The organism is Peterkaempfera podocarpi (assembly GCF_042466665.1).
Classification (GTDB): domain Bacteria; phylum Actinomycetota; class Actinomycetes; order Streptomycetales; family Streptomycetaceae; genus Peterkaempfera; species Peterkaempfera podocarpi.
Map to the genome: position 1 here is coordinate 741,423 of NZ_CP162102.1, position 24,290 is coordinate 765,712.

Genomic DNA, 24,290 nt, shown 5'->3' on the forward strand with positions numbered 1-24,290 from the left:
GGGCCACCGTTGCTGATCCAGGTGGTGATGTCGGCAGCGGGTCGTCGAAAAGGTCGACCATCAGCGGCAGATCGGCGTCGGCCCATTCCCGCAGGGTGAGCCCGAGCCCCGACAGCCGGACGCACTCGGGAAAGCTCCTGTGATTCCTGTCCTGCGTATGCACGCTCTTCATCCTTCCTTCGCCGCCCGGCGCCAGGCGGCGCCGCGCAGCAGCCGCAGGCCGTTGAGGCCGACGATGACGGTGGAGCCCTCGTGGCCGAGAACACCAAGGGGTAGCGGCAGTTGGCCCGCCAGGTCCCAGATGACCAGTCCGGAGATGAACGCTCCGGCGATGACGAGGTTCTGCACCACCAGACGGCGGGCGGCGCGGGACAGGCTCACGACGGTGGGGATGGTGGCGAGTTCGTCGCGGACGACGACGGCGTCGGCGGTTTCCAGGGCGAGGTCGGAACCGGCGCGGCCCATGGCGATGCCGGTGTGGGCAGCGGCGAGTGCGGGGGCGTCGTTGACGCCGTCGCCGATGACCAGCACCCGGTGCCCCCGGGCCTCCATGCGCCGTACGGCCTCGACCTTGTCCTGGGGCAGCAGACCGGCGTGGACGTCGTCGCCGGGGATGCCGACCTCGGCGGCCAGGCGGGCGGCGGCGCGCGGGTTGTCGCCGGTCACCAGCATCGGCGTGCTGCCCGTCCGTGCGGTCAAGGCTGCGACGGCCGCGGCGGCATCGGGCCTCAGCCGGTCAGCGACGCCCAGCACCCCTACCGGGACGGCGTCGCGCAGGACCAGGACCGCCGTGCGCCCGCCGTCCTCCAGCCCGGTCGCGACCACGGCAGCGCCGGCCGAGACAGGGTCGTTGTCGGCGAGGAGGCGGGCCGGGGCGCCGACCGCGACCGGGTGACCGTCGACGGTGGCGGTGACACCGACACCAGGGGCGGAGGTGAAGTCCCGCATGTCCGCGATGGCCAGGCCCCGGGCGCGGGCGGCATCGACGACCGCGCGGGCCAGGGGGTGTTCGCTGGGGTGCTCGGCCGCCGCTGCCAACGCCAGCAGGGCATCCTCGGTCAGGCCGGAACCGTCGAGGGGACGGATGTCGGTGACGCGGGGCGTGCCCTCGGTGAGGGTGCCGGTCTTGTCGAGTGCGACCGCGTCGACCTGCCCGAGGCGTTCCATGACGACGGCGGACTTCACCAGCACGCCGTGGCGGCCGGCGTTGGCGATCGCCGAGAGGAGCGGCGGCATCGTGGCCAGGACCACGGCGCACGGCGAGGCGACGATCATGAAGGTCATCGCCCTCAGCAGCGACCCGGTCAGGTCCGCGCCGAAGGCGAGCGGGATGAGGAAGACCGCCAGGGTCGCGACGACCATGCCCAGGCTGTACCGCTGCTCGACCTTCTCGATGAACAACTGGGTGGGCGCCTTGGTCTCGGAGGCTTCCTCGACCATGGCCACGATCCGCGCGATCACCGAGTCCGACGCGTCCCGCTCGACCTTCACCCGCAGGGCGCCGGTGCCATTCAGGGTGCCGGCGAAGACCTCGTCACCGGCCTCCCTGGCCACTGGCAGCGGCTCACCGGTGACGGTGGCCTGATCGACCTCGCTCGCGCCGTCCACAACGCGGCCGTCCGCGCCCACCCGTTCACCGGGCCGGACCAGGATGGTGTCCCCGACCACCAGATCGGCGGTGGCGACGCTCTCCTCGCTCCCGTCGTCGGCCAGCCGGGTCGCGGTGGTGGGGGCGAGGTCGAGCAGGCCGCGCACCGCGTCCTGGGTGCGGGCGGTCGCCAGCGCCTCCAGGGCGCCGGAGGTGGCAAAGATGACGATCAGCAGCGCGCCGTCCATCACCTGCCCGATCGAGGCCGCGCCGATCGCGGCCACAATCATCAGCAGGTCGACATCCAGGGTCTTCTCCCGCAGCGCCGTCAGCCCCGCCCAGGCCGGCTCCCAGCCGCCCGTGACGTACGCGGCGGCGTAGAGCGGACCCCACACCCAGGCGGGTGCGCCGGTCAGCTGGAGCGGCAGCGCGAACAGGAACAACACCAGCGCCGCGGTCGCCCAGCGCGCCTCGGCCAGCGCGAACACCCGGGTACGCCGCTTCGGCACCGTATGCGCCAGGGCCGGAGCTGTCCGTTCGGGCCGCTGGATCAGGTCGGAAGGCATGACGAAGGAACCCCTTCAGGGTGGAGGGCAGCGACACGACCACCATACAGGAACATATGAACAGGTCTTCATGTGTCGCTGGTAAGGTGGCGCCATGGGTCACGGAGCCGACGGCACAAGCAACGCCACCGCGCGCGAACGCCTGGACGCGGCGGGCGCCTCCGATGTCGCCGCCACCCTCCAGGCCCTGGCCACCCCCTCACGGCTGTACATCCTGGCCCGCCTCCGGGAAGGCCCCTGCGCGGTCGGCGACCTCGCCGAGGCTGTGGGCATGGAAGCCTCCGCCTGCTCCCACCAACTGCGCCTGCTGCGCAATCTCGGACTGGTCACCGGAGAACGCCAGGGCCGTTCCATCGTCTACGCCCTCTACGACAACCACGTCGCCGAACTCCTGGACCAGGCCCTCTTCCACGTCGAGCACCTACGGCTCGGCCTGCGCGACACCCCCGCGGCTGAAACGGCTCCGCCCGCAGTCCGACGCTAGAAACGGTCCGGTCGGTCAGGTGCGGAGCCAGACGCCCGAAGCGGCATGCATATCCTCACAGTCGTACCTGGTGGCGACGGCTCGTTCACTTCTCGGAGCCGCGGCCGACCACGAACTCGCTCCAGACGCACTTCCCGGTGCCCCGTGCGTCCACGCCCCAGACATCGGCCAGCCGGTCCACCAGCAGCATGCCGCGTCCCGATGTCGACTCGTAGTCGGGCTCCCGCCGCCGGGGCAGGGCGCTGGAGCGGTCCTGCACCTCGATCCGCAGCCGGGGCCGGGGGTCGGCCATCAGCCGCAGGCTCAGCAGGGCGCCTCCGTCGGTGTGCCGCAGGGCGTTGGTGACCAGTTCGTCGACCACCAGCTCCACCTCGTCCGTCCGCTCGGGGAGCCCCCAGGCCGTCACGGCCTCGCGGATCTGATGGCGGGCGGAGATCAGCGCCTGGGGGTCCGCCGGGGCGACGTACTGGTGGAGGAAGCGGGTGGGCTCGGGAGAGGCGCCCTCCTCCCGGGTGAGCAGCAGCAGCGCCACGTCGTCCTCGCCGCCGGTCTGCACACACATCACCTCGGTGAGCCGGTCGGCGAGTTTCTCCAGCTCCCGGGGTCCCTCGTAGACGGCTCTGGCGAGCGCTTCCACGCCCTCGTCCAGGTCGCTCCCGGGCCGCTCCACCAGGCCGTCGCTGCACAGCAGCAGGGTCTCCCCGGGAGCCAGCTCCATCGTGGTGACCGGGTACTCCAGCTCGCCGAACTGCGCGGAGAGCCCCAGCGGCAGCCCGACCGGACCGCAGAGCGGGTGGCACTGGCCGTCGGCGCGGCGCAGCATCGGGGCGAGGTGCCCAGCGCGGACCAGCCGCACGGCGCCGGTGGTGGTGTCCACATCGGCGTAGACGCAGGTGGCGAAGCGGTCGGTGTCCAGTTCGCAGAGGAAGACGGAGGCACGGGCCATCACCGTGGCGGGCGAATGGCCCTCGGCGGCGTAGGCGCGCAGGGCGATCCGCAGCTGGCCCATCACGGCCGCCGCGGGGGTGTCGTGCCCCTGGACGTCGCCGACCATCACACCCACCCGGCCGCCGGGCAGCGGCACGGCGTCGTACCAGTCGCCGCCGATGTCGCGGCTGGCGCTGGCGGCGCGGTAGCGGGCGGCGACCACGACGCCGGGGACCTGCGGGAGGCTGCGCGGCAGCATCGCGGTCTGCAGGTCCTTGGCCAGGTCGTGCTCCTGGTCGAAGAGCATGGCCCGCTGAAGGCTCTGGGCGATGCCGCTGCTCAGGGCGAGCAGCAGATTGCGTTCTTCCGGTGTGAAGGCGTCCTTGTGCCGGTAGAGGAGCCCCAGCGCGCCGATCGGGCGGGCCTGGGCGACCAGCGGCAGATAGGCGGCGGAGGTGACGTCCAGCGGGCGGATGTAGGGCCAGAGCTCGGGGTAGCGGTGCTCGAACTCCCCGGCGGAGGTCATGTAGATCGGCGCCATGGTCCGTATGACCTCGCTGATCGGGTAGTCGTCCTCGACGCGGGTCCACTCCAGGTCGGGCACATTGCTGCCGGGGGTGCCCTCGGCGAGCACCCGGACCCGGCCTCCCTCGATGATGCCGAGCACCAGGCTGGCGGCGCCGAGACGGCCGAGCCCGTCCGGGTCGCTGAGCACGGCGGTGACGTCCTGGACGGTGATGGCGTGGGCGAGGGCGGCGGCGGTGCCCTCCACCACTCCGGTCTGGCGGTCCCGCTCGCGTTCCCAGGCCAGCCGCTCCGCGGCCTGCTCCAGTTCCTCGGTGGCGTCGCGAATGATGCCGATGACGCGTCGGGGCCGACCGCCGGGGTCCCGGTGGATGTGGCCCTGGGTGTGGGCCCAGCGGGAGGTGCCGTCGCGGTGCACCACGCGGAAGTAGAAACCGTAGGTGCTCGCCCCGCCCTTGAGTGCCTCGGTGACGCGGTTGTCCAGGCTGGTGCGGTCCTCGGCGGGCATCCGGACGGCGAGCACCATCGGGTTGCCGTCGTACTCCTCCGGGGGCATGTCGTAGACCCGCAGGGCGGGCTCGTCCATGTGCAGCAGGCCGCTGTCGAGGTCCCAGTCGAAGCTGCCCATCCGGTTCAGGGCGAGGCTGGTGTCCGGCCCTACGGGCCAGGGAGCCGGCGGGCCGGGCCCGGCCTGCGCTGCGTCCTCCATCTCGCCCTCCCGGTGCGGTGAGCCGCCGCGGGCAGCGTTCCACGGGTGTGGGACCAGCTCTCAGCCTAATCTCGCCCCTCCGCCGAGGCAGCCGGTCACCCGTAGAGCTCCGCCATGGCCCGGGCCGCCGCGGCAACTTCGGCCCGCACCTCGGGCGGCCCCAGGACCTCCGCGCCGGCGCCCAGGCGCAGCAGGTCCCAGGCCGCGTGACGCAGCGACTCCACGGGCAGCGCGACCCTGATCCGGCCGTCGGGGCCGGGAGGGCCCGCGTCGGCGACGGCCCGTGCCTGGACGGGGGCGAACAGCGCCTGGACCCGGGCGGCCCCCCACTCGGTGAGCAGGACGTCCACGGTGCGCCCGTAGGCGGTCTCCTGGAAGCGGTCGGACCAGTCCGCCCAGTAGGCGGCCAGGTCGAATCCCGGTGGCCGCCGGAAGGGCGGGCCCGGTTCGCACTCCAGGATGCGGGCGACCCGGTAGGTGCGGGGCGCCGCGTCGACGGCGGCCACCAGGTACCACTCGCCGGCCTTGAGGACCAGGCCGAGCGCGTCCACCGTGCGGTCCACTTCGGCCGGGCCCCACTTGCGGTAGCGGATGCGCAGGGTCCGTTGCTGCCAGACAGCGTCGGCGACGGCGGACAGATGCGGTACCGGGGAGGCGTCGCTGAACCAGCGGCCGGGGTCGAGGTGGAAGCGTTCACGGATGCGCTCGGCCCGGGCCCCGGTCTCGGCGGGGAGGGCGGCCAGCAGCTTCAGCCGGGCGCTGGCGATCTCGGCGCTCAGGCCCAGTTCGGCGGCCGGGCCGGGCAGGCCGACCAGGAAGAGCGAATCGGCTTCGTCGGCGTTGAGGCCGGTCAGGCGGGTGCGATAGCCGTCCAGCAGCCGGTAGCCGCCGTCGGGGCCGCGGTCGGCGTACACCGGGACCCCGGCTGCGGCGAGCGCCTCCACGTCCCGGTACACGGTGCGCACCGAGACCTCCAGTTCGGCCGCGAGCTGGGACGCGGTGAGCCGGCCGCGGTGCTGCAGCAGCAGGAGCAGGGAGAGCAGCCGGTCGGCGCGCATGGGGGTGGCCGGCCGGTGCTACCGCGGGTCGGGAACGGCGGGTGCGGCGGCTTCGGCGGCGCCGGGCGGGCGCCACTTGCCGAGGACGGCGAGCGCCGCGGTGTTGACGACCAGGACGGCGGCGAAGCCGATCGCCGCCGACGGGTGCCCGGTCGCAGCCAGCGCGGCCACGGCACCGCCCATCACGGCCAGCTGGGTCGCCAGCCAGGCGGCAGGCGAGTGGACGGTGGCCCGCGGTGCGGCGTAGCGGCCCCACAGCACGGCGGCCGCCGCGGGGACGGCCACGGCCAGGGCGATCCGCAGCGGTACGGGGCCGCCGATCCGGTAGCCGCCGAGGGCCAGGGCGGCCAGTGCGGCCAGCTCCAGCAGGAATCTCAGCGCCAGGTTGAGTCCGGCTGCCGCGCCCCTCATGATCCGCCCCCGTTGGTGAACCGATGCCGTGTTCGAAGATCGGCTCCAGCGTAGCCGGGTGCGCCGGGCCCCGGCGGTCGAATTCCCTCGCGCCGGGGCCGATGGGGCGTCAGGATGTCAGACATGGACGACACCCGTATTCATCCGGCATTCGACCTCGGCGAACGCGCCATGCTGGACAGCTGGTTGGACTTCCATCGCGCCACCCTGCTGCTGAAGTGCGAGGGCCTGGACGACGAGCAGTTGCGTACCCGGTCGGCGCCGCCCTCGGGTCTGTCGCTGCTCGGGCTGGTGAGGCACATGGCGGACGTGGAACGCTCCTGGTTCCAGCGCGTGCTGCGCGGCGAGCAGTTGGACGGGGGTCATTTCTGGTCCACCGAGCAGCCCGACGGGGACTTCGACAATGTGGACACCGCCGATGTGGCGGAGGCGTTCGCGGTCTGGCGGTCGGAGGTGGAGGCCTCCCGGGCCGCCGCGGAGGGGTTGCCGCTGGAGACGGTCGGCAAGGGTCTGCGGCACGGCAATGAGGTGACGCTGCGCTGGATCCTCACCCACATGATCGAGGAGTACGCGCGGCACAACGGCCACGCGGATCTGCTCCGCGAGCGGATCGACGGTGCCACGGGAGAGTGACGTTAAGTCAATGCCGGTTGACGGATCGTCACCGAGGAACCGTACGCCGAGCTGCGGCGTCGCAGCAGGAGCCCGGCTATGACTGCGCCACGACCCGAACGGCGGTGCTGCGCGGGCGCGGACTGGGTGATCAGTGCGATACTCGGACAGTTCCGGCGAGTGGATGACACGTCAGGAGACGGGTAGGCCGCCGGAATCGGGATGTGACGGGATGGGGAGGCGCGGCATGGGAGCACTTCGTGACGAGCACCACGGGTGGCTGATGCCCTCCGGCGGCTACGCAGCCCCCGTGTACGAGGATCCTTGGGCCACCGAAGCGGTCGCCCCGGCTCCGGCCGAGGCCACGCGGATCATCTCCGTGCGCCCGACCGGCTTTGAGTCGGCCCGGGTCGTCGGTGAGCATCTGCGCGCCGGCTCGCCCGTGGTGATGGATGTGTCGGAGATGCCGGACGCCGACGCCAAGCGGCTGGTCGACTTCGCCTCCGGACTGATCTTCGGGACCCGGGGCAGTATCGAGCGCATCGCCCGGCGGGTCTTCCTGCTGGCACCGCCGGAGGTCGAGGTGACGGTGATCAGCGGTTCGCTGGACGACTCCGGGTTCTACAACCAGAGCTGACCCCCTCCCCCCTCCCCCGTCTCCCGCCGAGCCGGTGGCAGGCCCCTGTGGCCGCCACCGGCTTTTTGTATGCCCGGGGAGACGTCCCCCCGGAGACTTCAAACGACAGAATGAGACACTGGTGTCTCAAGCGGGCTATGCTTGACTCATGGCCATCGACCGTGACTCCGTTCTCAACGCCGCCGTCGGCGTCCTCTCCCGGCAGCCCAACGCCGCCATGGACGAGATCGCCCGCGCCGCCGGGATCAGCCGTGCCACCCTGCACCGGCTCTTCCCCGGCCGCGACGCCCTGGTGCGCGAGGTCGGAGCCCTGGGCCTGCGCCGGTTCACCGAGGCGCTCGACGAAGCCCGGGTGGACGAGGGCGACGCCACCGCCGCGGTCCGCCGCCTGGTCGACGCCGTGATCCCGGTCGCCCAGCTCTGCGCCTTCCTCACCGGGGAGAGCAAGCTCTACGAGGACAGCGAGATCAACCAGGCCTGGGACCGGCTCGACGCCCGCGTCCGCGCGCTCTTCCTGCGCGGCCAGCAGGAGGGCGCCTTCCGCATCGAACTTCCCGCCGCGTGGCTGAGCGAGGCATTCCTCGACCTCGTCGCCGGTGTCGGCTGGGCCGTCCAGGACGGCCGCCTCGCCCCCCGGGACAGTGCCCACGCCCTCGCCGAGCTCTTCCTCGGCGGCGCCACCAGGAGAACCGCAACACCATGACCGCCACCGCCCTGCCCACGACCACCCCGCACGGCCGCAGCCGCCGACTGGCCCTCGGCATCCTTGTGCTCGGTGTGCTGCTGGTGGCCGTGGACGCCACCGTGCTCTCCCTGGCCATCCCCTTCATCAGCGAAGACCTGCGGCCCAGCGGCACCCAGCTGCTGTGGATCGGCGACATCTACTCCTTCGTCCTCGCCGGACTGCTGGTCTCCATGGGCTCGCTCAGCGACCGCATCGGCAGGCGGCGGCTGCTGCTCTGGGGCGCAGCCGGCTTCGGCGCCGCCTCACTGGTCGCCGCCTATGCCCCGGGACCCGGGTGGCTGATCGGCGCCCGCGCCGTACTGGGCGTCGCCGGCGCCACCATCATGCGTCCACCCTCTCCCTGATCCGCGCCCTCTACCCGGACGACCGGGAGCGTGCCACCGCCATCGGCATCTGGGGTGCCGCCGCCACGGCCGGGGCGGCGGCGGGACCGCTGCTCGGCGGGTTCCTGCTGGAGCACTACTGGTGGGGTTCGGTCTTCCTGATCAATCTGCCGGTGATGGCGCTGCTGATCGGCCTCGGCGCCCGGCTGCTGCCCGAGTCCCGCGACCCCCGGCCCGGCGCCTGGGACGTGCCCAGCGTGGCGCTGTCCATGGCCGGGGTGCTCGGCCTGGTGTACGCGGTGAAGGAGGCCGCCGTCCACGGCCCGGCCCGGGCCGACACCGCGGCCACCGCGCTGCTGGGAGCCGCCGCGCTCACCGTCTTCGCCCGGCGGCAGCTGCGGCTGGAGGTGCCGCTGCTGGACATCCGGCTCTTCACCGACCGCCGGTTCACCGCAGCTGTGAGCGGCGCCCTGGTGGCGCTGGTCGGCCTCTCCGGAGTGGTCTTCTTCGTCTCGCAGTACCTGCAGCTGGTCCGCGGCTACTCGCCGCTGCGGGCCGGGCTCGCCGAGCTGCCCGCCTTCGCCGGCGCGGTGGTCGCCGGGCTCGCTGCCGGACGGCTCACCCGGCGCACCGGAGCCCGCGGCGCCCTGACCGGGGGCCTGCTGCTGATGGGGCTGGGCCTGGGCGCGCTGGGGTGGCTCCGCGCCGACACGTCCTATCTGCTGCTGGGCACGGCCTTCCTGGCCGTCGGCGCCGCCGAGGGGCTGGTCTACACCCTCGCCACCGACCTGGTGCTGACCGCCGCCCCGGCCCGCAAGGCGGGGGCGGCCTCCGCGGTCTCGGAGACGGCGTACGAGCTGGGCGCGGCGCTGGGCATCGCGCTGGTCGGTTCGGTGCTGACGGGACTGTACCGCGACGGTCTGGCCCTGCCGCCGGGGCTCTCCCCCGCGGCCGCCGCCCAGGCCGGCGACTCGCTCGGCGGAGCCGCCGAGGTCGCCGCGGCGCTGCCGCGACCGGCCGCCGAGGACCTGCTGGAGAGCGCCCACCATGCCTTTGTGCACGGGATGGACACGGCCGCGCTGCTGGCCTCTGCGCTGCTGGCGGCGGCCGCTGCCGGAGCCTGGCTGCTGCTGCGCCGACCTGGCGCCCGCGCAGGGCATCGGCAGCCCGCCGTCCCCTCGGGGCAGGTCCCGCTGCGCGACCGGCCGCGCCGGGAACCGCAGGGCGAGCCGGGCGGGGCGCCGCGGCCGGGCGTGGTGCCCGACGAGGCGCCGGTCGGTGACGCCGGGAGCCGTACGCTCAGCCCGCTGCGGCGATAGGCGGGGCCGGCCCGGTCCGGTCTGGTCCGGTCCGGGCAGCGCCGCCGCACACGGGGGTGCGGCGGCGCTGCGTGCCCCTGGCGGCGCGGCGGGTGGCCGCAGGCCGCTCACCCGGCGAGGGCCGGGGTCCCCGCGGGGGTGCCGAGGAAGTCCGCGACACGGGTGCGCAGGGAGCGCGGGTCGAGGCCGTGGGCTGCCAGATGGTCGGCCATGGTGCCGTAACTGCGCAGCTCGGGACGGGCGACGCCGAGTCCCAGCACCCGGTGCGGCAGCTGCTCCAGTGCCTCGTCGGCCGGGCGTGCCGAGGTGCCCGCGAGGTACGGCTCCACCAGCACCACATCCGCGGTCTCCCCCAGTGCCGCGCGCAGTGCCGCTCCGTCGAAGGGCCGCACTGTGGTCGCGTAGAGGACGGTCACATCGAGGCCCTCGACGGCGGCCAGCACCGGGTCCAGCATCGGTCCGACCGCGACCACCACCCCGGCGTGGGCCGAACCCTGCCGCAGCCGCAGGAAGTGTCCGGGGGTGACCGGCCGGGCCGTCGCATTGCGCTGTTCGGAGAGCCGTACATATGCCCGCCCGTCGCCGGCCACCGCATGGCGCAGCAGGGTCTCGGCCTCGTCGGGGTGTCCGGGGATGTGGACCGTCCAGTCGGGCAGCGTGTCCAGCAGGGCCACATCGCCGGGTGACTGGTGGGTGCGGCCGCCCTCCGGCCAGTCGTAGGAGCCGCCGGCGCTGACCAGCACCGCGCCGGCGTCCTGGTGGTTGAGGTCCAGCTTGATCTGCTCGAAGGTCCGCTCCACCAGGAAGCTGGCGAAGGTGTGGACGATCGGGCGCAGCCCGGTGAGGGCCAGGCCTCCTGCGACGGAGACCATCAGCTGCTCCCGGATGCCGACATTGAGCACCCGGTCGGGGTGGGCGGCGGCGGCCTCCCGGAAGCGGTCGGCGGAGATGTCGGCGAGCACGAGGGCGATCCGGGGGTCGTCGTCGAGCAGGCGGCTGGTGACGGCGGCGAAGCGGTCACGCATGCTGGTCATGGCGGAGGTCCTCCGGTCAGGGCTTGGGTTCGACGACGGCGACGACCACATGGGGCCGCCCCGGGTGCGGGGTGGTGAAGGCTTCGTACAGGGCGTCGTGGTCGCGGCCGTCGACGGTCACGGCCGACCAGCCCTCGCGGGCGAACCGGGTGGCGATGCCGCCGTTCCAGCCATGGGTGGCGGAGGAGTTGTCGACGACGACGGTGTGCAGTGCGTCCAGGCCGACGGCGCCGGCGTAGGCGATGGCCTCGTGGTTACTGCCCTCGTCCAGTTCGGCGTCGCCGGTGAGCACCCAGATCCGCGGGTCCAGCAGGCCCTGGGCTCGCAGTCCGAGGGCGGTGCCCACGGCCAGCGGCAGGCCGTGGCCGAGGGAGCCGCTGCCGATCTCCACTCCGGGCAGCAGCACCCGGTCGGGGTGGTGCCCGAGCGGGGAGTGATAGGCGCCGAAGTCGGGCAGCAGCGCCTGGTCGAGGAATCCCTTGGCGGTGAGGACCGCGTAGTACGCCATCGGGCCGTGTCCCTTGGACAGCAGGAAGCGGTCCCGCTCGGGGTCCTCCGCGGTCGACGGGGTCACCCTCAGCACCCGGTCGTAGAGCACCCAGAGGGCGTCGAGGGTGGAGGTGGCGGCCGGGCCGTGCTTCTCGTCGCCGGTCATCAGGGCCATCAGGTGCGGGATGTCCTGGTATCCATGGCCGTGGCCGATGCGGCGACTCTCACTGGTGAGTGTCATGAAACGATGCTGCAACTTCAAGCGGGCTTGAAGTCAAGGCCGTAGGATCGCGACCGTGACCGTACTCCCGGACCGCCTCACCATCGGCGAACTCGCCGCCCGCAGCGGCCTGGCCGCGTCCGCACTGCGCTACTACGAGGACCTGGGACTGATCCACTCCGAGCGGACCGCGGGCGGCCAGCGCCGGTACTCCAGGGCGACCCTGCGGCGGGTGGCGTTCGTACGGGCGGCGCAGCAGGTGGGGCTGTCGCTGGAGGAGGCCCGCAAGGCCCTGGACTCGCTGCCCGAGCAGCGGCCGCCCACCGCCGCACAGTGGGCCAGGGTCGCGACTGCCTGGCAGCGCCGTATCGACGCGCAGATCGCGGAACTCCAGGCGCTGCGGGCCACGTTGGGCGGCTGCATCGGCTGCGGGTGCCTGTCGCTGCGCAAGTGCCGGCTGTACAACCCGGAGGACTCCGCGTCGGGCACCGGCTCCGGTGCCCGGTATCTGCTGGGTGAGGAGTCGCCGGCCGAGGCCGGGGGCTGAAACCGGGCCCGGGCGGCGGGCCCGGGCGGCGGGACGGCAGGAGCACGTCGGGCGGGACCGCGGCGCGACAGCTGGAACAGCGGCGCGACAGGCGGCCCCGGCGGCTGCTGCCGGCGAAACGGCGGTGCGGGCGCCGAGGCAGGTCTGCTACCGTCGCCGTCATGATCACACCGCCCGCGCACCAGCAGATGATGCCCCGCTCCAGGGGCTGCTGACGCCGGACGGCATCCGCCATCCGAGGCCCCGCACCGGGGCCCTCGGTACGCGCGAGCCGCGCAGCCGGAGCCCCGCCGCCCGACGACGAGGAGCTCCCCGTGGTGCACCACTACCTCACCACCACCATCCCCTATGTGAACTCCCGGCCCCATCTCGGCTTCGCCCTGGAACTGGTGCAGGCCGATGTGCTGGCCCGGCACCACCGGCGGCTGGGCCACCAGGTCCGGCTGCTCTCCGGCACGGACGACAACTCGCTGAAGAACGTGCTCGCCGCCGAGGCGCTCGGCGTGCCGGTGCAGCAGCTGGTGGACCGCAACGCCGATGCCTTCGAGGCGCTGCGCGGCCCGTTGTCGCTCTCCACCGACGACTTCATCCGCACCAGCAGCGATCCCCGGCACCGGCCCGGGGTGGAGCGGCTGTGGCGGGCCTGTGCGGCCAACGGTGACCTCTACCGCAAGCACTATGCGGGCCTGTACTGCGTGGACTGCGAGCAGTTCTACCTGGAGGAAGAGCTGGACGGCGGCTGCTGTCCCGAGCACGGGACCGAGCCGCAGCTGGTCGTGGAGGAGAACTGGTTCTTCCGGCTGTCCCGCTACACCGAGCGGCTGCACGCCCTGGTGAGCAGCGGCCGGCTGCGGATCGAACCGCAGGCCCGGCGCAACGAGGTGCTGGCGTTCATCGCGTCCGGGCTGCGGGACTTCTCCGTCTCCCGCTCGCGGGAGCGGGCGCGCGGCTGGGGCATCCCGGTGCCGGACGACCCCGACCAGGTGGTCTATGTCTGGTGGGACGCCCTGGGCAACTACGTCACCGCGCTGGACTACGCCACCGACGGTGCCGCCTATCGCGAGTGGTGGGCGGGCAGCGAGCACCGGGTGCACCATGCGGGCAAGGGCGTGGTGCGCTTCCATGCGGTGTACTGGCCCGCGATCCTGCTCTCCGCCGGACTGCCGCTGCCCACGGAGGTGCGGGTGCACGACTATCTGACAGCCGGCGGGCGGAAGATCAGCAAGTCGGGGCCGTCCGCCGCGGTGGATCCCGGGGAGCTGGTGGCGGCGTACGGGACCGATGCGGTGCGCTGGTGGCTGCTGCGCGAGGTGCCGCGGGTCGGCGACGCGGACTTCACCGAGCGGCGGCTGGTGGCACGGTTCGACACCGACCTCGCCAACGGCGCGGGGAACCTGGTCAACCGGACCGTGTCGATGGTCCACCGCTACCGGGGTGGGGCGGTCCCGGCGGTGCCGCTCCCCGACTGTCCGGCGGTGGCTGTGTGCCGTGCCGCGGCCGGGCGGGTGTCGGATGCACTGGACGCCTTCGATCTGCGGCGTGCGACGGCTGCGGTGTTCGCCGTCGTGGAGGAGGCCAACCGGCACATCGAGGCGACCCGCCCCTGGGAGCTGGCCCGCGCGGAACGGTCGGGCCACCCCGAGGCCGGGGCCCTGCTGGACACCGCGCTTGCCGTCCTGGTGCATGCCTGTCGTGCACTGGGCCGCGAGCTGGCCCCCTTCCTGCCCGACGGTGCGGCGCGGATCACCGCGCAGTGCGCGGGCAGTCCGCTGCCCGCGCCGGAGCCGCTCTTCCCCAGGCTGGCCGGGGTGTGATCCCGCCGTATCAGCGGTGGTCCGGTGGACGGCGCGCAGCCCGAACCGGGCGGCCCCCGGGCTCGCCCCGACCCGGGGACGGCAGCCACCAAGGCTCCGGGGCCCGCCCGCCGACCGCCCGTCAGCTGACCGTGAGGTACGTCGACCGGGCTTCCGGCCGCGGCAGCGCGGGGTGCGGCCGGAGTCCTGAATCGGGCTCAGGAGGGGTCGGCGAGCAGCCGCGTCTGGCCGCGGGCCGGTGGGCGTGGGCCGGGCGAAGCAGGGCGGGCCGCAGGCCCGGGCCGGTGCAGGAACCACTCGGTGCCCAGGCAGAGGCGGCGTACCCGCGGTTCGGCGAAGGCGGAGATCCTCGCCCCGCGGGCGAACTCCGAGCTGTGGGCCCGCATCGCCTCCCACTTGACGTCCAGCCAGGGGCGCACATCGACCGCGGCGGCGATCCGGTCGTCGGGGGTGGAGGGCAGCGGCGCGTCCAGGCCCATCGCGGTCAGCTGCCGCACCAGCGAGTCCGGGACGGTCGCCAGCCACACCGAGTGCACCTCCCAGGGCAGGCCGGCCTCCGGTTGCAGTTCGGGGCGGGCGGCAGCCTCGACGGCGGCGAGCACGGCACGGTGGGCCCGGATGTGGTCGGGGTGCCCGTAGACGCCGAAGGCGTCATAGGTGGTCACCGCCGTGGGCCGCAACCGCCTGATACGGGCGACCAGTTCGGCGACCACCGTGTCGAACGGCGCCTCGCAGAAGGAGCCGGGTCCACGCCCCGCGGGCCCGGAGTCGCGGAACCGCAGGATGTCCGGCTCGCCCGCCCGCAGTACGGTGAGCGCCTGGGCGAGCTCCTTGGCCCGGGTGCCCCTCGGGGCGTACGGGGTGCCCTCGGCGATCTCGCCGTCGGTGCAGGTGACGACGGCCGTCGGAATGCCCTCCGCGGCGTGCTGGGCCAGCACCCCGCCGGTGAACAGTGACTCGTCGTCAGGATGCGCGTGCACCGCGAGCAGTCCCCGCTGCACCCGCTGCAGTCCCATCCCGCCCTCCTGTCCTGCCGCCGTGGCCCATGTGGCCCTCCAGAGTATCCAGCGACGGCCGCCGTGCCGCCCAGGCTGGCGGGGGAACTGTGGTACCTGTGGCGTGGGCGCAGCCCTTCCGCCTCCCGCCGTCCCCCTGAGGAGCCGTCATGACCACTCTGGAAGAAGCCGCCGAAGTCGGACACGACCAGCACCGGCTCGCGGTGGTGTCGACCGTGCGTGCCGACCTGACCGTGCAGTCCAGCGTGGTCAACGCCGGGGTCCTGGACCATCCGGCCGGCGGCGAGCCGGTGCTGGCGTTCGTCACCTACGGCCCGGTGAAGCTCGCCCATCTGCGTGCCCGGCCCCAGCTGACGGCGACCTTCCGCAGTGGCTGGCGGTGGGCGACGGTCGAGGGCCGGGCCGAACTCGCCGGACCGGACGACCCGCAGCCCTGGCTGGCCTCCGGGGAGGAGCTGCGGTTGCTGCTGCGGGCCGTGTTCAAGGCCGCCGGCGGCGAGCACGAGGACTGGGCCGAGTACGACCGGGTGATGGCCGAGCAGCGCCGCACCGTGGTGCTTGTCCGGCCGGAGCGGATCTACGGCAGCTGACCGGACCCCGCCGCGCCGATCTGCTGCACCACGTGCTCGCAGAGCTCATGGGTGCGCAGCGCGTCCCGGGCGGAGAGCACCTTGCCCGCACGCACCGCGTCGAGGAAGGCGGTGCAGGCCTGCTCGATACCGCGCTGACGGGCGACCGGCACCCAGTCGCCGCGGCGGCGCAGGGTGGGCTGGCCGCGGTGGTCCACCACCTCGGCCAGGTTGTGGATCTCGCGTTTGCTGTCGGCTCCGGCGACCTCCAGGATCTCCTCCGTGGAGCCGCTGACCCGGTTCATGATGCCGAGGGCGGTGAAGCCCTCCCCGGCGAGGGTCAGCACCACATGGTGCAGCAGCCCGTCCCTGACGCGGGCCCGGACGTCGGTGTGCTGCACCGCGCCGGGGAGGAGGAAGCGCAGGGTGTCGACGACATGGATGAAGTCGTCGAAGACCGCCGTACGGGGGTCCTCGGGCAGGCCCTCGCGGTTCTTCTGCATGACGATCAGCTCGCGGGGGCGTTCCAGCGCCTGGGAGTACACGGGGGCGTGGCGCCGGTTGAAGCCGACCATCAGCGAGCACCCCTTCAGCTCGGCCATTTCCACCAGGCGGCGGGCGCCCGGAAGGCCGTAGTCCAGGGGCTTGTCCACATAGACGGCCACACCGGCGCCGAGCAGCCGCTCCACGATGGGGACGTGCTGGTCGGTGGCGGCGTGCACAAAGGCCGCGCGGACGCCCGCCTCCACCACGGTGTCCAGATCGGTGTGGCGGTGCGGGACGCGGTAGGAGTCGCCGAGCCGGTCGAGTTTGGCCCGGTCACGGGTCATCAGATGCAGTTCCAGGCCCGGCTGGGCGGTGAGCACCGGCAGATAGGCCTTCTGCGCGATGTCCCCCAGACCGATCACCGCGACCGGTACCGACTGCCCGTCCATCCGCGCCATTCCCTTCACTGCCCCGCTGCCGCTGCCGCTGCCGGTGCCGTTGCCGTTGCCGTTGCCTTGTGCCGCAGCAGCATAGGGGGGCGGTGCGAGCCGGCCGCGTTCAGATCCCCGCCCCGCGGACCGCGGTGTACAGCTCCGCCGCCAGATCGGTGAGTTCCTTGCCGTCGCGCGCACTGCTCTGGAGGTCCAGCAGCACCTCGTCGGCGCCCACCGCGGCATGCGCGGCGACATCCGCCACGATCTGCTCCACGGCACCGGTGAAGGGGCTGCGTTCCGCATCGGGCAGTGCGGTCGGGGTGAGCCGCACATTCGCCCGTACGCAGAAGTCCAGCGCGTCGGGGGCGCGGCCGAAGGAGGCGGCCTGCTCGGTCAGCTGCCGCCAGCGTGCGCCCAGGGCTTGCGCGGGTTCTCCGGTCGGCAGCCAGCCGTCGGCGCGGCGGGCCACCCGCTCCAGTGCCCGGCCGCCGCCCGCGGCCAGATAGACCGGGATCGGGGTGACCGGTTTGGGCCCCACCTCGGCCTCCCGGACCACGGTGTTCCGCCCCTCGTAGGAGACCGGGTCGGGGCCCCACACGGCCGCGCAGACATCCAGCAGTTCGTCCAGGGCGGCGCCGCGCTCCTCGAAGGGGACGACGGCCGCTGCCGCGTACTCGTCGAGCGACCAGCCGGTGCCAAAACCGGCCACCATCCGGCCGTTGCTTGCCGCGTCCAGCGTCGCCAGGGTCCTGGCCAGCTGGAACGGGCCGTGCAGCGGCGCCACCAGCACACTGCTGCCCAGCCGGGGCCGCTCGGTGACGGCGGCGGCAAGGGCCAGTACCACCAGCGGATCGGCCACCGAGCGGTAGGTGCCCGGCCACGGCAGTCCGGGGATCCCGTACAGGCCCTGGGTGGGGTTCTCCGGGAAGAGCACCCGCTCGAACACCCAGAGGCTGTCGTAGCCGATCTCCTCCGCCCGCCGTGCCACCATCGGCACATCCTGCCCGACGGTGTACTGCTTCATCTGCGGCAACCCGAATCCCAAGCGCATCGTCATACGCTGATCCGTGCCCGGGAGCCGCAGTCGCATTCGCCCCGGGGACGGTCGCCCCCGTTCAGCCGTCCGAGGTGGCGCCACCGGGGTGGATCTGCTCGGCGGCGACCCGCAGCGCGTCCAGCACCGGGCGGATCAGCGGATGCTCCTCGGCGCCGCGGCGCACGGCGGCGAAGACCCTGCGGGTCGCGGGGACACCGTCGACCGGCCGGACCACCACCTCGCCCAGATCCATGCCCCGCAGCGCGGAACGGGGCACCAGAGCCACCCCGGCACCCGCGCCGGCGAGTGCCACCACGGCCCGGAAGTCGTCCGACGAATGGACCAGCCGTGGCTGGAACCCGGCGTACTCGCAGGCCAGCACCACCACGTCATGGCAGGGGTTGCCCGGGTAGGGGCCGATCCACGGCTCGTCCGCGAGATCCGCGACGGGTATCCGACCGGCCCCGGCGAGGCGGTGCGCAATGGGCAGCACCGCGTCGAAGGGCTCGGCGTAGAGCGGGACCCGGGCGAGGCGCTGGTCGTCCTCGCGGGGTGCGCCCCGGTACTCCACGGCGACGGCCAGATCGGCGCGCCCGTCCAGCACCATGGGCAGGCTCTCGTCGCCCTCCGCGTCCAGCACCCGCACCCTGATGCCGGGCGAGCTGCGGGCCAGTCCGGCGATCGCCGGGGCCAGGACCAGTCCGATGCCGGTGGCGAAGGACGCCACGGTGAGCTCGCCCGCCGCCCCCGAGGTGTACGCGGCCAGCTCGGCCTCGGCCCGCTCCAGCTGCGCCAGCACCGCATTGGCGTGGCTGAGCAGGATCTCTCCGGCGGCGGTCAGCCGGATGCCCCGGCCGTGCCGCTCCAGCAGCCGGTGGCCGGTCTCGCTCTCCAGCGCGGCGAGCTGCTGGGAGACGGCGGAGGGGGTGAGATACAGCGCGGCTGCCGCGGCGGTCACCGTACGGTGGTCCGCCACCGCGCGCAGGGTCCGCAGCCGCCGGGCATCGATCACCTGGTCATCGTAGTTCGACGGCGGGGCGTCACCGGACCACGGTGATTGGCGACGGGTCGTCGCGGGGGTGGTGATCGGTGGCTGGGCGTCGCCGGGGGCCGGTCACCCCGGCCATCCCCTGAGCCCCAGCGCGAGCGCCTCCCGGCGGCGATCCGTGGCCGGCCGTCGCCGGGGGCGGTGACCGGCGCCCGGGCGCCCGGCCGGGGGCGCAGCGGGCGACGACGAGGCGGAGGACCGGGCCGACCGTGCGGCGACGGCCCGGGCCGACCGAAGGGCGGGCGACCCGGGCGACTGCCTGTGCCGGACAGGGGGCCGACCGGGACTGCCCGGCCGGTCGCCCCTCGGCCCGGTTATGCCTCGGCGGAGTCCGCCAGGGCCGCCCGCGCGGCGACGAAGGCGGCAACGGCGTGCTCGACGTCCGCGGTGGAGTGGGCGGCGGAGAGCTGCACCCGGATCCGCGCCTTGCCGTGCGGGACCACCGGGTAGGAGAAGCCGATGGCGTAGACGCCCTGCTCCAGCAGCAGCTCGGCCATCCGTCCGGCGACCGAGGCATCACCGATCATGACCGGGGCGATGGGGTGGTCGCCCGGCAGGATCTCAAAGCCGGCCTCGGTCATCCGGGTGCGGAACAGCGCGGTGTTGTCGCGCAGCTGCTGCCGCAGGCCGGCCGAGTCCTCCAGCAGGTCGAGGACCTTGAGCGAGGCGGCGGCGATCACCGGGGCGAGGGAGTTGGAGAAGAGGTACGGGCGGGAGCGCTGGCGCAGCAGGGCGACGATCTCGGCGCGGGCGGCGACATAGCCGCCGGAGGCGCCGCCGAGGGCCTTGCCGAGGGTGCCGGTGAGGATGTCGACCCGGTCCATGACGCCGTGCAGCTCATGGGTGCCGCGACCGCCGGGGCCGACGAAGCCGACGGCGTGGGAGTCGTCCACCATCACCATGGCGTCGTAGCGGTCGGCGAGGTCGCAGATCTCCCGCAGCGGCGCGACATAGCCGTCCATGGAGAAGACGCCGTCAGTGACGATCAGGCGGCGGCGCGCGTCGGCGGTCTCCTTGAGCTGCTGCTCCAGGTCGGCCATGTCGCGGTTGGCGTAGCGGTGGCGGCGGGCCTTGGAGAGGCGGATGCCGTCGATGATGGAGGCGTGGTTGAGGGCGTCGGAGATGACGGCGTCACGCTCGTCCAGGAGGGTCTCGAAGACACCGCCGTTGGCGTCGAAGCACGAGGAGTACAGGATGGTGTCCTCGGTGCCGAGGAAGCGGGAGAGTCGCTCCTCGAGCTCCTTGTGGACCTCCTGGGTGCCGCAGATGAAGCGGACCGAGGCCATGCCGTAGCCCCAGCGGTCCAGTGCCTCGCGGGCGGCGGAGACGATCTCGGGGTGGTCGGCGAGCCCGAGGTAGTTGTTGGCGCAGAAGTTCAGCACCTGACCGGGGCGTCCGCCGGCCGTGACGGCCACGGAGGCGCTCTGCGGGGTGCCGATCACACGCTCGGGCTTGTGCAGGCCCGCGGCGCGGATCTCGTCCAGGGTGGTGCGCAGGTCGTCGCGTACCGAGTCGAACATGGCGGAAGGCTCCTAGGGGGATGCTCAGGCGGTCCGGGTCTCAGGCCGTACCGGGCTCAGGCGGTCCGGGTCTCAGGCCGTACCGGGCTCAGGCGGTCCGGGTCTCAGGCGGTCCGGGTCTCAGGCGGTCCAGTCGAGGATGACCTTGCCGCAGCGTCCGCTCGCGGCGTCGTCGAAGGCTGCCTCGAAGTCGGTGTACGCGTACCGGCCGGTGACCACCGGGCTGAGGTCAAGGCCGCCTTCCAGCAGCACCGACATCGCGTACCAGGTCTCGAACATCTCCCGGCCGTAGATCCCCTTGATGGTGATCATGGAGGTGACGATCCTGGCGAAGTCGACCGCGAACTCCTGCGACGGCAGGCCGAGCATGGCGATCCGGCCGCCGTGCGTCATGTTGGCGATCATGTCCTGCATGGCCTCGGGGCGGCCGGACATCTCCAGGCCGATGTCGAACCCCTCGCGCAGGCCCAGGCTCCGCTGGCCCTCCGCGATGGAGGTCTCGGCGACGTTCAGGGCCAGGCTGACGCCGACCTTGCGGGCCAGCTCCAGGCGGTACTCGCTGACATCGGTGATCACCACATTGCGGGCGCCGGCGTGCTTGGCCACGGCGGCGGCCATGATGCCGATCGGCCCGGCGCCGGTGATCAGCACATCCTCACCGACCAGGGGGAACGACAGTGCGGTGTGCACCGCGTTGCCGAACGGGTCGAAGATCGCCGCGATGTCCAGGTCCACCGGAACGCGGTGCACCCACACGTTGGAGGCGGGCAGCGCCACATACTCCGCGAACGCCCCGTCGCGGCCGACCCCCAGGCCCACCGTGGAGCGGCACAGGTGGCGGCGGCCCGCGAGGCAGTTGCGGCACTTGCCGCAGACCAGGTGGCCCTCACCGCTCACCAGGTCGCCGACCTTGATGTCGGCGACATCCGCGCCGATCTCCGCGACCTCGCCCACGAACTCGTGCCCGAGCACCAGCGGGGTCCGCACGGCCTGCTGAGCCCAGCCGTCATAGGCGCGGATGTGCAGGTCGGTGCCGCAGATTCCGGTGCGCAGCACCTTGATCAGCACGTCACCGGCGCCGATGGACGGCTCCGGCACATCCATCAGCCACAGCCCGGGCTCGGCCTTCTCCTTCACCAGTGCCTTCACGGCTGCGGCTCCTGTTGCAACGCACGACGAACGGGGGACACCCGATGCACGACCGGGCAGAACAGCAATCTGCCCGGTCGCGGGCGTTCAGTCCATCGAGGTTTTCTAAAGCAGAACCACAGCTCAGCTTCACATTCGCCGCAGGCGGGTGGATCCGCCCGGCGGGACAGCCCGGCAGATCAGCCCTGGGCCTCCCAGTCCGCGTACCGGATCCGCGCCAGTTCCCGCACCCCTGAGGTCAGACCCCACTCGTTCTTGCCGAGCCGGGACAGTGGCTTCAGCCGCCCGATCTCCGGATGACCCTCAACCGTCACCTCCTCGGACACCGCCGCGTGCACCACCCGCCCGAAGACCACGGTGGAACTCCCCAGCCGGAGGGTGCTGTGCAGCACGCACTCCAGAGCCACCGGCGACGCCGCCACTCGCGGAGGCTTCACCCGCACGCTGGGTTCCCGCTCGATCCCCACCGCGTCGAACTCCCCCACATCGCCGGGGAAGTCCGTGCCGGTCGCATTGATCTGCTCGAACAGCGACTCCGGCGCGAAGTTGACCACGAACTCACCGGTGGCCTCCGCGTTGCGCAGCGAGTCCTTGCGCCCCACCGAGGTGAACTGCACGATCGGCGGATCGGTGCAGGCCACCGTGAAGAAGGAGTGCGGTGCGAGGTTCGCAAGAAAGCCGTCTGCCGAAACGGTGGACACCCAGGCGATCGGCCGTGGCACCACCACGGCCGTGAGCAGCTTGTAGAAGGCGCCTGGGTCCATTGCGTCGGGGTCGTAGTCGATGCGCATGGGGCCAGTATCGCGGCAGGGAAACCTGCAGCGTAACAGCCACACGGGTGCGTCGGCGCCCGCCGGGTTCAGCGGAGAGTGTCCGGTGTCGGCAGGCCACGAGCAACCGGAGCACGCCCTTCATGACGCAGCCGCCCGCCCTGTCCGTATGGGATGACTTCGAGATCCCCGCCCATGTCCGCAACCGCGGCATCACTCTCAACATCCACGACCAGTTGTCCGCGTTCGTGCCGCAGCGGCCCGGGGCATACCTGCGGATCTCCTCGGACCGCTTCGGTCTGGAGGCAGGCGTCGAGCGGCAGCTGGAGGACTCCGAGGACACCCGCACCCGACTCACCTGGGGGCCCTTCGCCAAGGTCTACAAGGAGAACGACACCTCGGCGTTCAAAAAGAAGAAGATCATTCGTCCGGACGGGTCGATCGACTGGGTGGTGATGCGGCCGAAGTTCCGTCAGCTGCTGGCCGATCTGGCCGGCGGGGTCATCGACGGGGTGGTCTTCTACGACCTTGACCGGCTGGTGCGTCAGCCGCGTGACCTGGAGGACCTGATCGATGTCGTGGAGTACGTCAAGCGTCCGGTGATCGGTGCGACCGGCGGCCGGATGAACCTGATCAACGACAGCGACCGGCACATGGCCCGCATGATGTGCGTGATGGCGCTCAAGTCCTCCGAGGACACCGCCCGCCGTGTGGCCCGCATGCACCTGTCCCTCGCCCAGGAGGGCAGGGTCCAGGGCCGCATCGCCTACGGCTGGGTCCGCAAGGGCCCCGGCAAGGGCACCACCGTGCCCGCCGAAGCCACCGTGGTGCAGAACATCTTCACCGCCTGCCTCACCGGCGAGACCGCCTACAGCATCGCCACCCGCCTCAACCGCGAAGGCATCCGCCCACCGGAGGCCAAACTGTGGTCCTCCACCATGGTCAACAAAATGCTCCGCAACCCCCGATACGCAGGGATGGTCTCCTACTCCGGCCGCCACCGCCTCGACCCCTCCACCCCCTGGGACGGCTGGTCCCTCGTCCTGTTCGACGACGCCGGACGACCCCTGCGCGGCAACTGGGAGCCGATCATCGACCCCAAAGACTGGTCCCAGGTCCAGTTCGACCTGCAACTACGCCGCCGCCAGCGCGGCATCCCCCTCGGCGCCCAGCGCGCCCCAGTCACCAACCGCTACCTGCTCTCCGGCATCCTGCGCTGCGGCCTCTGCGGACGCGGCCTGGTGGGCCATGCCGACCGCAAGCGCAACGGCGACCGCCATCTCACCTACCGCTGCCCACCCAGCGCCTACGGCGGCTGCGGCCACATCTCCATCACGGCCACGCCCACCGACCAGGCCGTGAGTGAAGGCATGAAGGCCTTCCTCACCCGCATGCTCACCGCAGCCTCCACCCATCACAGCCCATCCCAGGAGCACGAGCGCCGCATCCTGCAGGACCGCCTCGACCGCGAACTCGCCCGCAAACAGGACCTGCTCAGCCGCTGGACCGCAGGCTCCCTCCAGGACACCGGCGTGAGCGACGAGGACTACTTCACCCTGCTCGCCGGACTCAATGGCAAGATCTCCCGCCTCCGCGAAACCCTCACCACCAGCGACCGCACCCCCACCCGCACGACACCTGCCGAAGAACTCCTGCAAGGCTGGAACACCGGCACCCTCCGCCAACGACGAACCCTTCTCAAGCGTTACCTCCACGGCAACGACGTCTCCCCCGCCACGCCCGCCACCGGATCCGACCCATGCACCCGCATACGCCAGCGCCTCCACCCACGCTGGAAGACCCTCGACGAGATCGACACCTGACCGCACGTGAGGTCCCGGCCACCGAACCGAGACCTCACCGCCTCCCCATCAACCCCAGCAACACCCGCAACCGGTCCGCCTCCACACCCTCAGCCCAGGGCGCCCCTCGCAGAAACCACCCACACCAGTCCACAGCGCCTCCCCCCGGGACACCTACGCCAACGCCCCCATCCACAGGGCCCACCGAGCCCTCCCCGTCGTTGGCAACCACAGGCCCTTCCATCCGCACGCGTTCTCCTCTCCCAGGTCACGACCGGCCCAGGATCCGTCGAACACCGGCGCCTCCCGAACAAGCATTCAGGTGGTAGAGGGCAATCCCCATCTACAACAGCAGAGACACCACCGCCTCCTCGGGAAAGCACGTCCCACCCGGCGGCGGGGGACATCCCCGCCGGTGCCGGGAGCACCCGACCTCAGCCAACCGACCGTGA

At 72.6% G+C, this 24,290-nt stretch carries 21 protein-coding genes and 1 pseudogene; 9 read left to right on the forward strand and 13 right to left on the reverse strand.

Annotated elements, in window-relative coordinates; genetic code table 11:
* Positions 1 to 168: 168 nt before the first annotated feature.
* A complete protein-coding gene (locus tag AB0761_RS03425; protein ID WP_377267384.1) occupies positions 169 to 2,154 on the reverse strand; it encodes a heavy metal translocating P-type ATPase in 1,986 nt (661 codons plus the stop codon).
* Between the two features lie 94 nt (positions 2,155 to 2,248).
* Between AB0761_RS03425 and AB0761_RS03430 the strand changes: the two genes are divergently transcribed.
* The gene (locus AB0761_RS03430; RefSeq protein WP_377267385.1) at positions 2,249 to 2,638 is read left to right on the forward strand and encodes an ArsR/SmtB family transcription factor; all 390 of its coding nucleotides are present in this window, start codon (positions 2,249 to 2,251) and stop codon (positions 2,636 to 2,638) included.
* Positions 2,639 to 2,723: 85 nt separating this feature from the next.
* Here AB0761_RS03430 and AB0761_RS03435 read toward each other — a convergent pair whose 3' ends face one another.
* The 3 genes from AB0761_RS03435 to AB0761_RS03445 form a co-directional block, all read right to left on the reverse strand.
* Positions 2,724 to 4,799, reverse strand: a complete 2,076-nt coding sequence (locus AB0761_RS03435) for a SpoIIE family protein phosphatase (protein WP_377267386.1) — start codon at positions 4,797 to 4,799, stop codon at positions 2,724 to 2,726.
* A 95-nt stretch (positions 4,800 to 4,894) separates the two neighbouring features.
* Positions 4,895 to 5,857, reverse strand: coding sequence for a helix-turn-helix transcriptional regulator (locus AB0761_RS03440; RefSeq protein WP_377267387.1), 963 nt, complete (start codon positions 5,855 to 5,857; stop codon positions 4,895 to 4,897).
* 18 nt (positions 5,858 to 5,875) lie between these two features.
* On the reverse strand, positions 5,876 to 6,268 hold the full coding sequence (locus AB0761_RS03445; RefSeq protein WP_377267388.1) for a DUF2568 domain-containing protein: 393 nt from the start codon (positions 6,266 to 6,268) through the stop codon (positions 5,876 to 5,878).
* Positions 6,269 to 6,391: 123 nt separating this feature from the next.
* Here AB0761_RS03445 and AB0761_RS03450 point away from each other — a divergent pair, with 123 nt between their 5' ends.
* The 4 genes and pseudogenes from AB0761_RS03450 to AB0761_RS03465 all read left to right on the forward strand — a co-directional run.
* On the forward strand, positions 6,392 to 6,901 hold the full coding sequence (locus AB0761_RS03450; protein WP_377267389.1) for a DinB family protein: 510 nt from the start codon (positions 6,392 to 6,394) through the stop codon (positions 6,899 to 6,901).
* Between the two features lie 226 nt (positions 6,902 to 7,127).
* Positions 7,128 to 7,517: a cell division protein SepF gene (locus tag AB0761_RS03455; protein ID WP_377267390.1), complete on the forward strand. Its 390-nt coding sequence runs from the start codon at positions 7,128 to 7,130 to the stop codon at positions 7,515 to 7,517.
* 148 nt (positions 7,518 to 7,665) lie between these two features.
* The gene (locus AB0761_RS03460; protein ID WP_377267391.1) at positions 7,666 to 8,220 is read left to right on the forward strand and encodes a TetR/AcrR family transcriptional regulator; all 555 of its coding nucleotides are present in this window, start codon (positions 7,666 to 7,668) and stop codon (positions 8,218 to 8,220) included.
* Positions 8,217 to 9,721, forward strand: a pseudogene (locus AB0761_RS03465) (MFS transporter); the annotation flags it as partial. The gene AB0761_RS03460 and the pseudogene AB0761_RS03465, both read left to right, overlap by 4 nt.
* Before the next feature lie 290 nt (positions 9,722 to 10,011).
* Here the strand turns inward: AB0761_RS03465 and AB0761_RS03470 are convergent.
* Together AB0761_RS03470 and AB0761_RS03475 are read right to left on the reverse strand one after the other, a co-directional pair.
* Positions 10,012 to 10,938: a transketolase family protein gene (locus AB0761_RS03470; RefSeq protein ID WP_377267392.1), complete on the reverse strand. Its 927-nt coding sequence runs from the start codon at positions 10,936 to 10,938 to the stop codon at positions 10,012 to 10,014.
* 16 nt (positions 10,939 to 10,954) lie between these two features.
* Positions 10,955 to 11,668 carry a transketolase gene (locus AB0761_RS03475; RefSeq protein ID WP_377267393.1) on the reverse strand — a complete coding sequence of 238 codons (714 nt, stop codon included), beginning with the start codon at positions 11,666 to 11,668 and terminating at the stop codon, positions 10,955 to 10,957.
* Positions 11,669 to 11,723: 55 nt separating this feature from the next.
* Here AB0761_RS03475 and soxR point away from each other — a divergent pair, with 55 nt between their 5' ends.
* Both soxR and metG read left to right on the forward strand, forming a co-directional pair.
* Positions 11,724 to 12,194: a redox-sensitive transcriptional activator SoxR gene (gene soxR, locus AB0761_RS03480; RefSeq protein WP_377267394.1), complete on the forward strand. Its 471-nt coding sequence runs from the start codon at positions 11,724 to 11,726 to the stop codon at positions 12,192 to 12,194.
* A 314-nt stretch (positions 12,195 to 12,508) separates the two neighbouring features.
* Positions 12,509 to 14,008, forward strand: coding sequence for a methionine--tRNA ligase (metG, locus tag AB0761_RS03485; protein WP_377267396.1), 1,500 nt, complete (start codon positions 12,509 to 12,511; stop codon positions 14,006 to 14,008).
* A gap of 197 nt (positions 14,009 to 14,205) precedes the next feature.
* Here metG and AB0761_RS03490 read toward each other — a convergent pair whose 3' ends face one another.
* A complete protein-coding gene (locus AB0761_RS03490; protein WP_377267397.1) occupies positions 14,206 to 15,024 on the reverse strand; it encodes a PIG-L family deacetylase in 819 nt (272 codons plus the stop codon).
* Between the two features lie 149 nt (positions 15,025 to 15,173).
* Here AB0761_RS03490 and AB0761_RS03495 point away from each other — a divergent pair, with 149 nt between their 5' ends.
* Positions 15,174 to 15,614: a TIGR03618 family F420-dependent PPOX class oxidoreductase gene (locus AB0761_RS03495; RefSeq protein WP_377267399.1), complete on the forward strand. Its 441-nt coding sequence runs from the start codon at positions 15,174 to 15,176 to the stop codon at positions 15,612 to 15,614.
* Here the strand turns inward: AB0761_RS03495 and AB0761_RS03500 are convergent.
* The 6 genes from AB0761_RS03500 to AB0761_RS03525 form a co-directional block, all read right to left on the reverse strand.
* Positions 15,602 to 16,528 (reverse strand): Gfo/Idh/MocA family protein, encoded by a 927-nt coding sequence (locus AB0761_RS03500; RefSeq protein ID WP_377267401.1) that lies wholly within the window; start codon positions 16,526 to 16,528, stop codon positions 15,602 to 15,604. The two genes, AB0761_RS03495 and AB0761_RS03500, sit on opposite strands and share 13 nt — an antisense overlap.
* 109 nt (positions 16,529 to 16,637) lie before the next feature.
* Positions 16,638 to 17,570, reverse strand: a complete 933-nt coding sequence (locus tag AB0761_RS03505; protein WP_377267403.1) for a TIGR03619 family F420-dependent LLM class oxidoreductase — start codon at positions 17,568 to 17,570, stop codon at positions 16,638 to 16,640.
* 58 nt (positions 17,571 to 17,628) lie between these two features.
* On the reverse strand, positions 17,629 to 18,561 hold the full coding sequence (locus tag AB0761_RS03510) for a LysR family transcriptional regulator (RefSeq protein WP_377267404.1): 933 nt from the start codon (positions 18,559 to 18,561) through the stop codon (positions 17,629 to 17,631).
* A 350-nt stretch (positions 18,562 to 18,911) separates the two neighbouring features.
* Positions 18,912 to 20,117 (reverse strand): glycine C-acetyltransferase, encoded by a 1,206-nt coding sequence (locus AB0761_RS03515; protein WP_377267405.1) that lies wholly within the window; start codon positions 20,115 to 20,117, stop codon positions 18,912 to 18,914.
* A gap of 120 nt (positions 20,118 to 20,237) precedes the next feature.
* Positions 20,238 to 21,266, reverse strand: coding sequence for an L-threonine 3-dehydrogenase (gene tdh, locus AB0761_RS03520; RefSeq protein ID WP_377267406.1), 1,029 nt, complete (start codon positions 21,264 to 21,266; stop codon positions 20,238 to 20,240).
* 179 nt (positions 21,267 to 21,445) lie between these two features.
* Complete coding sequence (locus AB0761_RS03525; RefSeq protein ID WP_377267407.1) at positions 21,446 to 22,057, reverse strand: flavin reductase family protein; 612 nt, start codon at positions 22,055 to 22,057, stop codon at positions 21,446 to 21,448.
* Between the two features lie 122 nt (positions 22,058 to 22,179).
* On the opposite strand from AB0761_RS03525, the gene AB0761_RS03530 reads away from it, so the two are divergent.
* Positions 22,180 to 23,859 carry a recombinase family protein gene (locus tag AB0761_RS03530; RefSeq protein WP_377267409.1) on the forward strand — a complete coding sequence of 560 codons (1,680 nt, stop codon included), beginning with the start codon at positions 22,180 to 22,182 and terminating at the stop codon, positions 23,857 to 23,859.
* Positions 23,860 to 24,290: the final 431 nt, after the last annotated feature.

What these genes read in the sequence shown, in the direction of transcription:
- AB0761_RS03495 (WP_377267399.1), top strand. Translation starts at nt 15,174, where the DNA reads ATGACCACTCTGGAAGAAGCCGCCGAAGTCGGACACGACCAGCACCGG.
- AB0761_RS03440 (WP_377267387.1), bottom strand. Translation starts at nt 5,857, where the DNA reads ATGCGCGCCGACCGGCTGCTCTCCCTGCTCCTGCTGCTGCAGCACCGC.
- AB0761_RS03450 (WP_377267389.1), top strand. Translation starts at nt 6,392, where the DNA reads ATGGACGACACCCGTATTCATCCGGCATTCGACCTCGGCGAACGCGCC.
- AB0761_RS03470 (WP_377267392.1), bottom strand. Translation starts at nt 10,938, where the DNA reads ATGACCAGCATGCGTGACCGCTTCGCCGCCGTCACCAGCCGCCTGCTC.
- AB0761_RS03500 (WP_377267401.1), bottom strand. Translation starts at nt 16,528, where the DNA reads ATGGACGGGCAGTCGGTACCGGTCGCGGTGATCGGTCTGGGGGACATC.
- AB0761_RS03530 (WP_377267409.1), top strand. Translation starts at nt 22,180, where the DNA reads ATGACGCAGCCGCCCGCCCTGTCCGTATGGGATGACTTCGAGATCCCC.
- AB0761_RS03460 (WP_377267391.1), top strand. Translation starts at nt 7,666, where the DNA reads ATGGCCATCGACCGTGACTCCGTTCTCAACGCCGCCGTCGGCGTCCTC.
- AB0761_RS03435 (WP_377267386.1), bottom strand. Translation starts at nt 4,799, where the DNA reads ATGGAGGACGCAGCGCAGGCCGGGCCCGGCCCGCCGGCTCCCTGGCCC.
- AB0761_RS03505 (WP_377267403.1), bottom strand. Translation starts at nt 17,570, where the DNA reads ATGACGATGCGCTTGGGATTCGGGTTGCCGCAGATGAAGCAGTACACC.
- AB0761_RS03525 (WP_377267407.1), bottom strand. Translation starts at nt 22,057, where the DNA reads ATGCGCATCGACTACGACCCCGACGCAATGGACCCAGGCGCCTTCTAC.
- AB0761_RS03430 (WP_377267385.1), top strand. Translation starts at nt 2,249, where the DNA reads ATGGGTCACGGAGCCGACGGCACAAGCAACGCCACCGCGCGCGAACGC.
- AB0761_RS03445 (WP_377267388.1), bottom strand. Translation starts at nt 6,268, where the DNA reads ATGAGGGGCGCGGCAGCCGGACTCAACCTGGCGCTGAGATTCCTGCTG.
- AB0761_RS03515 (WP_377267405.1), bottom strand. Translation starts at nt 20,117, where the DNA reads ATGTTCGACTCGGTACGCGACGACCTGCGCACCACCCTGGACGAGATC.
- AB0761_RS03425 (WP_377267384.1), bottom strand. Translation starts at nt 2,154, where the DNA reads ATGCCTTCCGACCTGATCCAGCGGCCCGAACGGACAGCTCCGGCCCTG.
- AB0761_RS03455 (WP_377267390.1), top strand. Translation starts at nt 7,128, where the DNA reads ATGGGAGCACTTCGTGACGAGCACCACGGGTGGCTGATGCCCTCCGGC.
- AB0761_RS03490 (WP_377267397.1), bottom strand. Translation starts at nt 15,024, where the DNA reads ATGGGACTGCAGCGGGTGCAGCGGGGACTGCTCGCGGTGCACGCGCAT.
- AB0761_RS03475 (WP_377267393.1), bottom strand. Translation starts at nt 11,668, where the DNA reads ATGACACTCACCAGTGAGAGTCGCCGCATCGGCCACGGCCATGGATAC.